This window comes from Maribacter sp. PR66 (genome assembly GCF_028464205.1).
GTDB lineage: Bacteria > Bacteroidota > Bacteroidia > Flavobacteriales > Flavobacteriaceae > Maribacter > Maribacter flavus.
In genome coordinates, this window is sequence record NZ_JAQPCH010000003.1 from 79,293 (window position 1) to 93,097 (window position 13,805).

General features: G+C 38.1%; 15 protein-coding genes. 10 read left to right on the top strand and 5 right to left on the bottom strand.

What is annotated here, in order from left to right:
• Positions 1-53 precede the first annotated feature (53 nt).
• The 3 genes from PP181_RS07845 to PP181_RS07855 all read right to left on the bottom strand — a co-directional run bounded on the left by PP181_RS07845 (position 54) and on the right by PP181_RS07855 (position 2,680).
• Positions 54-1,607, bottom strand: a complete 1,554-nt coding sequence (locus tag PP181_RS07845) for a PAS domain-containing sensor histidine kinase (protein WP_272636664.1) — start codon at positions 1,605-1,607, stop codon at positions 54-56.
• A gap of 72 nt (positions 1,608-1,679) precedes the next feature.
• Complete coding sequence (locus PP181_RS07850; RefSeq protein WP_154918368.1) at positions 1,680-2,120, bottom strand: response regulator; 441 nt, start codon at positions 2,118-2,120, stop codon at positions 1,680-1,682.
• Between the two features lie 11 nt (positions 2,121-2,131).
• Positions 2,132-2,680 (bottom strand): helix-turn-helix domain-containing protein, encoded by a 549-nt coding sequence (locus tag PP181_RS07855; RefSeq protein ID WP_154918366.1) that lies wholly within the window; start codon positions 2,678-2,680, stop codon positions 2,132-2,134.
• Positions 2,681-3,486: 806 nt separating this feature from the next.
• Here PP181_RS07855 and PP181_RS07860 point away from each other — a divergent pair.
• The gene (locus PP181_RS07860) at positions 3,487-4,200 is read left to right on the top strand and encodes a VIT1/CCC1 transporter family protein (RefSeq protein ID WP_138257230.1); all 714 of its coding nucleotides are present in this window, start codon (positions 3,487-3,489) and stop codon (positions 4,198-4,200) included.
• A 12-nt stretch (positions 4,201-4,212) separates the two neighbouring features.
• Here PP181_RS07860 and PP181_RS07865 read toward each other — a convergent pair whose 3' ends face one another.
• Positions 4,213-4,989, bottom strand: a complete 777-nt coding sequence (locus tag PP181_RS07865; protein ID WP_272636665.1) for a sigma-70 family RNA polymerase sigma factor — start codon at positions 4,987-4,989, stop codon at positions 4,213-4,215.
• A 179-nt stretch (positions 4,990-5,168) separates the two neighbouring features.
• Here PP181_RS07865 and PP181_RS07870 point away from each other — a divergent pair, with 179 nt between their 5' ends.
• Together PP181_RS07870 and PP181_RS07875 are read left to right on the top strand one after the other, a co-directional pair.
• Positions 5,169-6,008, top strand: coding sequence for a universal stress protein (locus PP181_RS07870; protein ID WP_272636666.1), 840 nt, complete (start codon positions 5,169-5,171; stop codon positions 6,006-6,008).
• A gap of 110 nt (positions 6,009-6,118) precedes the next feature.
• Complete coding sequence (locus PP181_RS07875) at positions 6,119-6,964, top strand: universal stress protein (RefSeq protein WP_154918359.1); 846 nt, start codon at positions 6,119-6,121, stop codon at positions 6,962-6,964.
• A gap of 24 nt (positions 6,965-6,988) precedes the next feature.
• On the opposite strand, the gene trxA is transcribed toward PP181_RS07875, so the two are convergent.
• Positions 6,989-7,288: a thioredoxin gene (gene trxA / locus PP181_RS07880; protein WP_154918358.1), complete on the bottom strand. Its 300-nt coding sequence runs from the start codon at positions 7,286-7,288 to the stop codon at positions 6,989-6,991.
• Positions 7,289-7,643: 355 nt separating this feature from the next.
• Between trxA and PP181_RS07885 the strand changes: the two genes are divergently transcribed.
• The 7 genes from PP181_RS07885 to PP181_RS07915 all read left to right on the top strand — a co-directional run bounded on the left by PP181_RS07885 (position 7,644) and on the right by PP181_RS07915 (position 13,805).
• Complete coding sequence (locus tag PP181_RS07885) at positions 7,644-8,480, top strand: universal stress protein (RefSeq protein ID WP_272636667.1); 837 nt, start codon at positions 7,644-7,646, stop codon at positions 8,478-8,480.
• A 4-nt stretch (positions 8,481-8,484) separates the two neighbouring features.
• Positions 8,485-9,333 (top strand): universal stress protein, encoded by an 849-nt coding sequence (locus PP181_RS07890; RefSeq protein WP_154918354.1) that lies wholly within the window; start codon positions 8,485-8,487, stop codon positions 9,331-9,333.
• A gap of 199 nt (positions 9,334-9,532) precedes the next feature.
• A complete protein-coding gene (locus PP181_RS07895) occupies positions 9,533-9,943 on the top strand; it encodes a hypothetical protein (protein ID WP_272636668.1) in 411 nt (136 codons plus the stop codon).
• A gap of 11 nt (positions 9,944-9,954) precedes the next feature.
• Positions 9,955-10,869 carry a mechanosensitive ion channel family protein gene (locus PP181_RS07900; protein ID WP_154918350.1) on the top strand — a complete coding sequence of 305 codons (915 nt, stop codon included), beginning with the start codon at positions 9,955-9,957 and terminating at the stop codon, positions 10,867-10,869.
• Positions 10,856-11,698 (top strand): ATP cone domain-containing protein, encoded by an 843-nt coding sequence (locus tag PP181_RS07905; protein ID WP_272636669.1) that lies wholly within the window; start codon positions 10,856-10,858, stop codon positions 11,696-11,698. The genes PP181_RS07900 and PP181_RS07905 overlap by 14 nt, the downstream gene beginning before the upstream one ends.
• A 3-nt stretch (positions 11,699-11,701) precedes the next feature.
• Positions 11,702-13,072: an MBL fold metallo-hydrolase RNA specificity domain-containing protein gene (locus tag PP181_RS07910; RefSeq protein ID WP_272636670.1), complete on the top strand. Its 1,371-nt coding sequence runs from the start codon at positions 11,702-11,704 to the stop codon at positions 13,070-13,072.
• A 97-nt stretch (positions 13,073-13,169) separates the two neighbouring features.
• Complete coding sequence (locus PP181_RS07915; RefSeq protein WP_272636671.1) at positions 13,170-13,805, top strand: hypothetical protein; 636 nt, start codon at positions 13,170-13,172, stop codon at positions 13,803-13,805.

Here is a 13,805-nt window from a genome sequence, read left to right on the forward strand (position 1 = left end):
TTCAGTTTTTGTTATAACATCTCATTCCGTTATCACTTAAATGGGGAATGGCGCTATTTAGATAACGAGGGCAAATAAACCGTGAATACGGCTCCTTCGGTATTCTTGCTGGTCGCCGTAATTATTCCATTGTGCGCTTCCACGATTTTTTTGCAAATGGCCAATCCAAGTCCGGTACCTGAATATTCATTTTTACCATGCAGTCTTTGAAAAATCTCAAAAATCCTTTCCCCGTATTGGTCATCAAAGCCAATACCGTTGTCAATAAATTCCAACTTGTGATAGGTTCCAGCTGTAAGCTTGGGGATTTGGTTTAAGGCGTCAACCGTTATGCTGCTGTGCTTAATGGCAACCACTGGAACGGTTTCTGCTGCCATGTATTTTAAGGAATTTCCAATAAGATTTGAGAAAAGTTGTTCCATCTGAAATTGAACCCCATTAATTTCCGGAAGTTTATCCGCTTTGATGGAGGCATTTGTTTCACAGATCCGTTCGCCCAAATCTTCCAACACATCGTTCAAGATTTCGTTAAGGTCGATTTTTGTGGGTCGGTCCTCCAAATCCTCAATTTTAGAATAGGACAATAAATTGGAAATCAAATTTCGCATTCGCTCCGTTGAAGAAATTATCTTGTCCAAATAGTTTTGGGATTTTAGACCCAGCCTATTCTTTTCCTCTTCATGCAACCTGCTGATGAACATTTGTATCTTTCTAAGAGGCTCTTGTAGGTCATGGCTTGCAATACGGTTAAAGGCCTCCAAGTCAGAATTTATCTTTTTCAATTCGGCATTTTTGGCCTGTAATATAGCCTGATGTTCAATCTGTTTGGTTACATCCTTGAAAACACCCACCAAATGCCAGTTATTTTTAGAGGGATAATATTCGCCAATCGTATTAATATACTTTAGCTCATTTGTCCTGGTGACTACTTTAAAGGTTATATCGACCCGTTCTTTGTTATCCTTAGTTTTTGATAAAATATCACGTACCCATACAATATCCTTTTCATGTACAAATCTCAAAATAGAATCAAGTGTAGGATTCGTCGCAAATGGTTCCTCATAGCCCAATAATTTATAGACGTTCTCGGAAAGGTTCAAAGTGCCGTTTTTCAAATCCCACCGAAAACTACCAGTACTTGCAACATGTTCCGCTTCCAAAAGCAGTTTGTTCTGTATTTCAAGTTGTCTTTCGTACTGTTTTTCCTTACTGATGTCTTTAAGAAAATGAACGATTCCATCTTCTAACTTCACAAATCTGGCACTGAACCAGACCTCCCTCCCATCAAATTCATATTTAGGAGTATAATCAATGGTTTGACCGGTTGCTAAACATTTTTTGGCATTTTCAAATGCACCGTTTTTGACATTCTGAGGATCATATTCCAACCAACGCATCCCAATCATATCCTTAACTTGCAGCTCCGCAATCTCCTCAATCCTCTTGTTCACATATTTAACGACAAAGTCTTCTATTTGATCTTTCTCATTGTATAAAGGCTCTAAATAGGCGATTACATTATTACTGCTGTCCAATAGTTTTTCATTGAACATTTTCGTTACCTCCAATTCAGAGATCCTATTTCTTAGAGCAATTCTTTCTGGCATGATAGCTGGGTAATTTTGGTTCTTCTTTTTGCCTACGAAGTCCCTAGTAGAACTAATCCCAAGAAAGTAGGACTATATTCTAAGCAGGAAGTTCTCTTTCTTAAAGTCGTCCATATGATAGGCCCAATTCATTTTGATTACTTGGGTCAAAGATTTCTTTAGATCCTCAAAACTGGAGGGCTTCTTAATATAGATATTTGCACCGCTCAAAAATGTACGTTCAATATCCTTGTCAGACGATGAAGTGGAATAAATTGCAATTGGCAAGTCCTTTAGCAAAGGATTCTTTCGAATCTCGGCCAAACACTCAAATCCGTTCATTATCGGCATGTTAAGGTCTAGGAAAATTAGATTGGGTAAATTCTCCATTTGCTGCCTTAAGTAATCCAAGCAACTTTTCCCGTTGTCCAATTGCTGTAATTGGGTATTTAAGTCAACTCCTACCAAGGCATCGGCAAAAAACTCCCTGTCGTCCTCATCATCGTCTACCAGCAAAATTTTCATTTTATTCATACAATTCTCCGTTAAATGGTGTTTATAGTGTTATTTCTTATTTTCAAATATTGTGTTGTCGTCAAACCGGTAACCTTCTTGAATTGGCCGGATAAATGAGGTACACTGCTAAAATTTAGGCTAAAAGCAATATCGGACAATGTTTTATCTTCTTGCATTAATAGTTCCTTCACTTTTTCAATGCGGATCAACACATAAAAATTTTCAATCGTAGTAAAGGTTTTCGACGTAAAATGGTTGGATAGGTATGAATAACTGTAACCCAATTCTTCCGAAAGCATTTTGGATATAGAAATATTCCTATCATAATCCCCTCGAACATATTTTTTTATAAGGGCCTTTATTTGATCCAGTAATGACAATGTATTGCCGGTATTGATCTTTATTCCATAGGTGGCCAAACCCTTGGAAAGTGCCTGCATCTCCTTTTCCTCGATTTCCCCAGATAGTATAATCGAATCTTCATGAATTCGTTCCACTGGGATATCCATGGAATCCATGGTCCTTTTTACCACTTCCATGACAACTTTTTCAACTTCATAAGTGAACTCAAATTTCACGTTTCCAATTCAAATTAGATAAACCTCTAAAATATTTACATTCCATAAATCCGAATAACAAAATACAGTTTTTCTTTAACGATTTTTGGCAACGGGCGAACTTTACATCCCACTTTGTAAGCTCTAAATATATACGCCTTATAAATGTACCTCGGATTACAACTGACTTTGATTAACAATTCTTTAGGAATTGAGATTAGAATCCATAATTTTATATAAAAGATTACATTTCAATCAATTATAGCTTATTCTCATTAATAAAATTGCATTTAGCCCCAGGCTGATTTTAAAAATCAAAATCTGTCAAAGAGGTAATTGAACTGATTTCCAAAATCCGAAAGTACTCGATTTAAAGGATGAAAATTATAGTTAAGTATTTTTGATGATAGCCTACGGCGGGCCACAGGAGGTATTTCAAAAAGCGATCGAATAAAAAAAATTTTCCTTTCATGAGACGATTATTACAGACCAAAACTCATAATTTAAGAGCTATCTTGGGCGCTTGACGGAAAATTTGGCAAACAAACATTCCAAATATGCTTTATCTCCATTGGCACTAGCTGCATATATCAATAGAATGCAGATTGTGAGTCTATTATTGAAATATGGTGCGTCCTACCTGACAAAAATGAAAAAAGGATAAAGCCCACAAAATTTGGCAGAAAGGGAAGGGTATGATAAAATCTATGAATGTCTCTCGAAAGAATTAATTGACCGGAAGCAATCGGGCCACCACAATAAATTTTATACTTTTAATTGATAGGAATTAAGTAACGACCAAAACCTTCATTTTAAATAAAATAACCATGTCCGAACCTAACGAATTAGATAATTACTTGGACAACCACTATATACACCGTAGCAATTGGTTACGAGCGGCAGTTTTGGGAGCCAATGACGGCATTCTTTCTACAGCCAGTATTGCTATTGGCGTAGCTGCGGCCAGTGAAATAAGGGAACCAGTGGTTTTGGCAACATTGGCGGGCCTAGTTGCCGGGGCTTTATCAATGGCAGCCGGCGAATACGTCTCCGTAAGTTCACAAACCGATGTGGAAAAAGCGGATATAAAAAGGGAAAAAGAGGAATTAGAGGAAATGCCTAATTTGGAACTAAAGCGCTTGGCACAAATCTATGAGGAAAGGGGTTTAAAGAAAGAAACTGCCCTAACGGTAGCCAAGGAACTCACGGCACATGATGCCTTGGGAGCCCATATTCGTGACGAATTGGGAATCAACGATATTAGTGCAGCCAATCCTTTACAGGCAGCCATGGCATCAGGCGCCGCATTCACCATAGGTGGGATACTTCCATTCTTAGTTACACTTTTTCTACCCTTGGAAAACATGGAGTATTACTTGTATGGATTTGCCATTTTTTTCCTGGTGCTTTTGGGGGCCATGGCGGCAAAAGCAGGTGGTTCAAGCATCCTAAATGCGGTTGCCCGGGTAACCTTTTGGGGTACAATAGCCATGGGGTTGACCGCATTGGTAGGACATTTTTTTGGGGTTAGCGTCGCCTAAATCTTGTATTGCTTAGTTGCTATCGATTAAAAAACGCTTAACGAAACTTTTTTTCAATAATCCTCTGGCGCTGGACAAAAGGTTTTCTGTTTCCTCCAAGGTGGTATTCCTCATATCTGCAATTTCATCTGGTGTGAAACCTTGATCTGTGTATAATTCAAATACGCACCTCATGGGCAAGGACATTTTACCCAATACCATATCCATATGCCTTTCAACCCGCTCCTTGTCCAAACTTTCATCAAGTTTTTGCGCAAGGCCCTTTTCCTCTTCGGTTATAAAGACATGGTCCAATGAATAGTTGGTCCTGTCCAAGGAACTATCGTCCAACTCTTCCAATAGAACCAAATCACCATCACCATCGGTACTAAAATCTTCCTCCATGGCATCCCACTCCTTTTTGGAATAGGTGTCAATGTTTTCAAAAAATATGTGATCAAATTCCTCTTCGGTCAAACGATCATCTAACAGGTCATCTACTTTTTTAAAAAGAAAAGGGCGAAGGCCATATTCATTTTTCACAAGTTCCCAATTGTCATAAACTTCAATAAACAATTGGTCCGTAAAGTCATTGGGATCGAACATTCCCTTATTTAATTTACCGGCACGTATTGCGTTCTTCAACCTTATAGCAACATAATTTTTAACCTGTGGCATCAAACGCAATAATTCCTTATTGAAAGCCTCCCGGTTTTCTTGGTTTCTAAAATCAACCAAATTATTGTAGGTCTCCTGAACCACCCAAAGTACGGTACCCATAATTGCTTTGTTTTCTTTTGTTTTATTCATGGCTTAACTGTTTTATTCATTTAATCTACGTTGATATGAAAACAAAAAACATGATTTATATCATTAAAAATCAAATATTTAAAGCGTGTCTTATGAAGGTGCCTATGTATATCGCATGATAAATGTCATACTTTTAAAAATGGGAAACCATTAATTTTAAAGGTGTTAAATCAAGAGCAATGAAAAACATTCTTATCCCGACCGATTTTTCTGATAGTGCCGAAAATGCCATCACTTTTGCATTAGACCTATTCAAATGCGACCGCACCAATTTTTATTTGATGCATGCGTATGCCGATGAGCTCTACGCAATGAGCCACGATTCAGAGGGAATTGATTTTAAGAAGAAAAAGTTCCATGAAGCTTCGGAAAAAAAGCTTGGGGAAATAATTTCAAAGATTATAAAAGAAAAACATAATCCAAGGCATCGTTTTGAGTCTATTTCCGTATTCGAATCTCTCGTAGACGGTGTTAACGACTTTGTCAACTTAAAGAACATTGACTTGGTATTAATGGGAACCAAAGGGCAAACAGCTGACAAGAAAATCACTTTTGGAAGCCATACCGTTCAGGTCTTTAAATATGTAAAGTGCCCGGTTTTGGCCATTCCCAGTGATTATACATTTTCACAGCCCAAAAAGATATTGTTCCCATCAGATTATATGGTTCCCTACAAACGAAGGGAACTAAAACTATTGGATACTTTGGCCGGCCGATTTAAGTCCGAAGTCCATTCGCTCTACATTTCGGATTTTGAGGATTTGAGCCATAGGCAAAGGGACAATCAGTTGTTCCTCAAGGGATCACTGCCCAAGGCCAAACTAAGCTTTATTAGAATGGAAGTGAAGAACAGGGGAATCGCCATAATGGACTACGCCCATGAACACAAAATGGATATGCTGGCCATGGTAAATTCCAGACATTCCTTTTTAGAGGATATGCTCTACCGCTCCACCGTGGACCAAATTGCCCTAAACCCGGTAATTCCGTTTTTGGTATTGCAGAACTTACCTCGTTAATCATAATATTTTAGCCATGAAACCCTCATTAAGGGATTTGTTATGAAAAGTTGAATGTCTATACAAAAGTAAATGTTTAAGAATTAAGCTATTGACCTAAATTTAAACATATGAAAAAAATAATTCTACCTACAGATTTTTCTGAAAATGCCTGGAACGCCATCTTTACGGCCCTAAAGATCTATTCCGATGTCAAATGCCATTTTTACATCGTGAACGCCTATGAACCAGGTGTTCTAAAACCTTTGGGCACTGAAAGTCATAAAAGATTGGACGTGATTTACGATTCCCTTTCACAGCACTCAGAAAAGGAATTGGCAGAAATACAAACCTATCTAGACAAAAACCATCACAACCTACAACATAGTTTTGAGACGATTTCCTTGGGAAGCACGCTTGAAGAAGCTATGCAAAAAATAGCAAAGGAAAAAGATGCGGATCTTATTATCATGGGTACCCAGGGAGCTACAGGAGCCAAACAGGTGTTCTTAGGTAGTAATACGGTAAAAGTAATCGATAAATTACCAAATATTTCCATCTTGGCCGTACCGGATTCCTTCAATTTTCAAAAGTTGAAAACTGTCTTATACTCTACGGATTATATGAAGGGATACGACAAATTTGAACTGGACAGTCTGTTGGAACTTGTAAACATTTGGAATGCGAACATTGAAATAATACATGTAACGGAAGAGTTCGCCCTGAACGAAACACAACAAACCAACAAAAATATATTGGAGGAACGGCTTTCCGGTTTAAACTTTACATTTGTTGATCTTCCTTTCAAATCCAGTACGGCATACACTATAGGACAGTATACCAACAACAAGACTTCAGATATATTAGGTATTACAAGACACCATCATACCTTTTGGGAAAAAGTCATTGGTGAACCGGTAGTGAAGAAATTGGCATTCCACTCAGAAATCCCTTTGTTAATCCTCCCGGAAAAATAGGCTTTTAGCAAGCGGGAGCGATTCCTAAGAAAATTCCCTGATTACTTCAAGGATATCGTTCTTTTGAAGTACCCCGGATTGCCGCCATACCTGCTTGCCGTTTTTGAAGAGCATCATGGTGGGCACGCCCCTAACATTGTACTTTGTGGCCAATTTTTGGTTTTTGTCCACATCTATCTTTACGATTTTCAGACGGTCCCCCATCGCATCCTTCACTTGCTTAAGAATGGGAGCCAACATTTTGCAGGGCCCGCACCAATCAGCATAAAAATCTACGAGCACGGGAATTTCAGAATCTACTATATTCTTAAACGAGCTCTTCATCTGTTACTAGTTTTTGTTTTGAAAAGACACCTTTAACATTCATGGCAATACTAAATCCGCATTAAAAAATTTAGTTAAAGGATGCTTCAATTTTAAGCGTTTTAACACCCAAGTTACTAAATTCAAAAGAATGAAGAATTGATATTTATCATGGATTTTGGGCAAATGTTTGTGTACCTTAAATACATAAAATCAAAGGCTATGAAATCAGCCATAACAAGTCTTGATACCCCCAAGATGTCCCGATAGCTAGTCGGGATGGCGAAATCGAAGATTCATGAACGGCCTATGGCAAACAAAATGAGATGATGTGAATAATTACATCTGACCCATGTAAAACAATAAAAATAAACAGATGACACGTATTCTTTTACCCACAGATTTTTCGGATAATTCATATAAGGCGATTTCGTATGGAGTGTCGCTATTTAAAGACACACCCTGTACCTTTTATCTCTTGAACACCTATATGCCCCCGGTATACCATACGGAGTACATCTTGGGAAGCCCGGGACAAATTGGTCTTGGGGATATGATACGCGAGGAGTCCAAGAATAACCTCAAAGAGTTAAAGGAAAAGCTGGAAACAGAGTTCAAAAATCCACTGCACTCCTTCATTACGCACTCCGCGTTTAACATGCTCACCGAGGAAGTAAGCCGCATGACGGATGCAGAGAAAATTGACTTGGTCGTTATGGGTACGAAGGGTGCCACAGGTGCCGAGGAAATATTGTTTGGGACCAATACGGTACATACCATTAGGAAAAGTAAATGTCCAGTCTTGGCAATTCCCAAAGAATATAATTTTAAACCACCAAAATCAATTCTATTTCCTACGGATTATGAGGTTTCCTATTCGGAAAAGAAGATTTCCTCCCTTTTGCGAATTGCGAATAAACAGGATGCCAAAATTCATGTTATGCATGTTTTTACCCAATTGGAACTGGATTCCGATCAGAACGAAAATCAGAATACCCTAAAGGGAATATTAGGTAAAAACGGTGTATTTCATGAAGTGCAAAATGATGAGATCATAACCGCTATCAACAAATTTCAGGAACATACAGCGGTTGATATGTTGGTCATGATACAAAACAAACATACGTTCTTGGAACGACTTTTTATTGAACCCACTATCAAAAAAATAGGCTTTCATGTAAAGGTTCCGTTTATGGTCATTCCACAACTTTGACCTTATGAAGACCCTTAAAATACTTGTGCCCACTGATTTTTCAGATGAGGCCTATAATGCACTTTTCTACGCTACCAAGCTGTTGGCAAACCAGTCTTGTATTTTTTATATACTACATGTTTTCAAAAAACCGACGGGCATTCTACCAAAGTCTCATCATCTTACTGATAAAAAAATCAGCCTATTGGAAAACGAGTCCATGGAGAATTTAAAAAAGACGTTCCATAAAATCCACTTGGATGATAAGAATGTTTTGCATGAATTTAAAACGCTATCCAAGCAAGGGTTTCTAAACGAGGCCATTCATGAAACCATAGGAATTTTTAATGTTGATTTAGTGTTCATGGGCAACAAGGGAACTACCGGGTCCAAGGAAATTTTTATGGGGAGTAATACGGTACAAACCATCAGGAATTTGACAAAATGCCCTCTCATGGCCGTTCCCAAGCAAGTAGAGTTCAAACTACCAAAAAAAATAGCCTTCATTACAGACTTGAAAAAGGGCTGCAATCTAAAAACCATAAAACCTCTTTTGCAATTGTTAAAAATCCTTGATGCATCACTACATATCGTACACATTATAGAAGAAGAGTTTCTGTCTTCCCTGCAAGCATCCAACAAAAAGTTATTGCAAATTTCCTTTAAGGATTTGAACCCTAGTTTCACCTCAATTTTTGAGTTTACGGATAAAGCACAGGTTATTGACAGTTATGTAAAAAATAGTGAGGTAGATTTTTTCTCCTTGGTACACACCAAAAAGAGTTTTATTGAGCGGTTACTTAAAAAACCGGTACTTATGGATTTAAGTATGTATTCAACAGTACCTTTTCTCATTCTACCGCATAGGGAATGACAATTATCATACTTTAAATACCTTATTTAACCTAACTTAAAAGAAATTAAAATTATGGAGATGAAATGAGCCATTACAAGTCTTAATACCCAATGAGATAGTTATTGGCAAAATCAAAGATTCATGAACACCTAGGTAAACAAAATAAAATGATGTGAATAATTGCATCTGTCCTATGACAAACAATAAAAACAAACAAATGAAAAATATAGGTATTTGGTTGGACAGTAAATATGCTTTGATCGTACGATTGAATGAAAACGAAGACTCTTTGAAAAAAATAGAATCCGGTGTTGAATTTTTCAATAGAACCAGCACCTCTGGGTCAAGGGTCAAATGGGGCGGAACGCAAGATATAACACATGAAAAAAAATATTTGGAAAAGGAAAAACAGCAATTTAAAACATATTTCAAGGAGGTGGCCCATGCGGTAGCCGACTGTGATGCACTGGCACTTTTTGGCCCTGCGGATATTAATGAGAAACTAAAAAAGGAACTGGAAGAAAACTATCCAACAATCGGTAAAAAAATAGTTGCCGTAGAAAAAGTGGATAGTATGACCGATAATCAAACTAGGGCTCTCATTAGAGACTTCTTCAACAATAGATAAACCGATTGCCAATGGAACATTTTCTTACGGTTTTTGAGAATCCCATGGTCCAAAAGTTCATAAAACTTGCATTGTGGATCTTGCTCATTATCTTCATCATAGGTTTACTAAGAAAAACACTTAAAAAGCGAATTGAAGACAACTCCATTAGATACAAAGCTCAAAAAGGTGTAGAAATCCTTGGCTACTTTCTGATTTTTCTTATAGTCTTCATGGCATTCACCGTGGATGACATTAAGGACTACACCCTTGTCATTGGTTTATTTACTGCTGGGATAACCTTTACCCTCCAGGAACTTATTCTAAGCATGGCAGGTTCATTTTATATTTTTTTTGTGCGTGTCTATAAACCGGGTGATAGAATTGAAATTAATAATATCAAAGGTGATGTTATCGATATAGACAGTATCTACACAACCCTCATGGAAATAGGAGAATGGGTCAGTAGCGACAATTATTCCGGAAGAATAGTAAAAATTAGCAATGCATTTGTCTTTAAAGGCCCCATTAAGAATTATTCCATGGATTTTCCCTTTGTCTGGGATGAGCTTAATGTTCTTATTACTTACGGCTCCAATATGGAACTTGCCCAATCCATTATATTGGAAAAGGCAAATGAAATATTATCGGACTATACCGAAAAATCCATGGCACAATGGCAAGAGATGGTAGAACGTTATTATATTGAAAATGCAACGATAAAACCCACCCTGGCCGTTCAACTTACCGATAATTGGATAGCCTTGAACTTACGGTACATTACGGACTACAAACAAAGAAGGGATACCAAAAACAGATTGTTTTCAAATATTGAAAAGGCGCTAAAGAAAACAGAAGGTGAAGTAACTTTAGCCTCAACAACCCTTCAGCTTCTAAAAATACCCGAGGTTGAAGTTCAACTAAAAAAAGGATATGAAGGAGCCTAACATTGAGGTACAAAAATCCTCCGGGGAAAAAGTACTATTCTCCATGGATAAACTAAGAAGTTCGCTTAAACATAGTGGGGCGAGCCATGAATTGGTGGAGGATATTGTGATGAAGGTAAGGGATGAAATTTATCCGGGAATCACTACCAATGAAATCTATAATCGTGCTTATGCCCTTTTAAAAAAGAGCAAGTCGATTTTTGCTTCCAAATACAAACTAAAAAAAGCGATCTATGAGTTGGGACCTACTGGATTTCCATTTGAAAGGTTTGTAGCTGCCATTCTAAAATACTCGGGGTACCAGGTTGAAGTGGGCGTGTTTTTAGAAGGCCATTGTGTAACCCATGAAGTAGATGTCCTGGCCGAAAAAAATGAAAGCACCACCATTATTGAATGTAAGTTCCATAGTGATAAAGGACTCAACTGCAATGTAAAAATTCCCCTCTACATACATTCAAGGTACAATGATATCAAGGAGCACTGGATAAACGGAAAGAGAGAAAAGAATACACTGGAAAAGGGTTGGGTGGTTACCAATACCCGTTTTACACATGATGCCATTAAATATGGTGTATGTGCCAACCTGTACCTTCTAAGCTGGGACTATCCCAAAAACGAAGGTCTCAAGGACCGCATTGACCGTTTGGGACTATACCCCATTACGGTTTCCACACTTTTAAGCAATCGAGAAAAACAATTTCTGCTCAGTAGGGATGTAGTACTTTGCAGGCAACTTAAAAAGGATAAATTCTTCCTTGATCATTTGGGTATCTCCACAAACCGAAAATCGAAAATATTGGATGAGATAGGTCAGCTTTGTAATCCATAAACCATGAAGAAAGTTAAAATTCATTTTCTTGGTGCCAGTGGTACCGTTACGGGTTCAAAATTTTATCTAGAAACCCCGGAAGTAAATGTTATGGTAGATTGCGGCATGTTCCAAGGTTTGAAGGAACTCAGGGAAATCAATTGGAAACCTTTGCCCATTGATGTATCAAAAATCGATTTTGTGTTGTTGACCCATGGACATTTGGACCATACCGGATACTTGCCAAGGTTGCTAAAAGAAGGGTTTAAGGGTAAAATTCTTGGAACCGCCCCCACTTTGGACATCGCACAGATTATTTTGATGGATAGTGGAAAAATTCAGGAAGAACAGGCCCAATCGGCCAATGAAGATGGCTATAGTAAGCATTCACCGGCCCTACCCTTTTATACTGTTAAGGATGCAGAAAGAACCTTTACATATTTTCAATCCTGTGAAAAAGAGCAATGGATTTCCCTTTCCCAAAATGTAAGGGCCAGGTTTCAATACAACGGCCATATTATCGGTGCTACCTATATTGAACTGGAAATTTGGGAAAAAGTATTTGTGTTTTCTGGGGACGTTGGAAGAACGGCAGATATTCTTTTATCCCCTCCAGAACGGCCCAAATGGGCAGATTACTTATTTCTGGAAAGCACTTATGGCAACAAATTGCACCCGGAAGAAGATATTACAGCAATTTTAAGTTCCTTGATAAAACAAACAATCCAAGAAAGGGGAAATCTTATTATTCCCTCCTTTGCCGTGGAACGTTTACAGTCCCTTATGTATACCTTATGGGTATTGTTCAAGAAGAACAAAATTCCCAATATTCCCATTTTTGTGGATAGCCCTATGGGCAACAATGTACTTTCCGTTTTTGAAAGGTTTCCTGCCTGGCATAATGTAACCATTGCCGATTACCGTGCCATGATGCACCATTTTAATATTATTTCCTCCTATGCCGATACTTGGAAAACCATTGATGACCCCAGGCCCAAAATTATCATTGCCGGCAGTGGAATGGTCACCGGTGGGCGGGTCCTTACCTACTTGCAACAAATGCTTGATAGGACAACGACCCAAATTCTGTTGGTAGGTTTCCAAGCTGAAGGCACCCGGGGAAGACAACTTTTGGATGGAGCACATGAATTGAAAATATTTGGAAAATATTATCCAGTAAAAGCAAAAATCCACTTTCTGGAAAGTCTTTCTGCCCATGCGGACCAAAACGAATTGTTGCATTGGACAGATACCATTGAAAACGTTCCGGAAAAGGTATTCCTTATCCATGGGGAGCCCAATGCCCTAGATGCCTTACGAGTAAAACTTAAAGATACAAAAGGCTGGAATTGCCATGTCCCGAAGCAATACGAAACCGCAGAAATTATGTGTTGAAAGGGTGAATGCCTATTCATACCGTCGTATGATTTTTGTCATTTTTAATGCAAGGTTGAAGGCATATATTTGATCAATGCTAAAATGAGTTCATGTCATGAAAAAAATACTTTTCCTTTTCACCGTTCTTCTTATGGGATGTTCTTCCACCAGTTTAATCGAAAACTGGAAGGATCCAGATACCGTACTATTTAATGCGAACAAGGTCCTATTGGTTGGAATGACCCAAAACAAAGAAGCACAAAACGCCTTTGAGGGACAACTCCAAAAAGAATTCGAAAAAAGGGATGTGGAAGCTTGGAAAAGCTTGGATGTTTTTGATGTCACATTTACAAATTCCAAAAAAAGCGAGGAAGAGTTGGATAAGGTGGAGCAAAGCCTACTGGACAAAGGTTTTGATGCCATCCTGTTTACTAAAATTACAGGCTCCGAAAACAGGGAGAACTTTTTGAAATCCATGTCGCGATGGGAAGATGGCCAAGTAAGGTTCAATGATGACTACTTGGAACACCAAGGCATTTATTTTGACGAAGCATATTATGAAAACTTCAAAGTCTATTTTGCGGAGACCACACTTTACTGTATTTGCGAGGGAAAAAAAAGGGCCATGATTTGGCGGGGCATTATAGAGATCATGGACCCCAGTAATGTGAACAAAGCCATAAAAGACTATGTCAATTTAGTCGTTACGGCATTGGAAAAGCAAGATTTACTTTTTATTCAGGATTTCTAA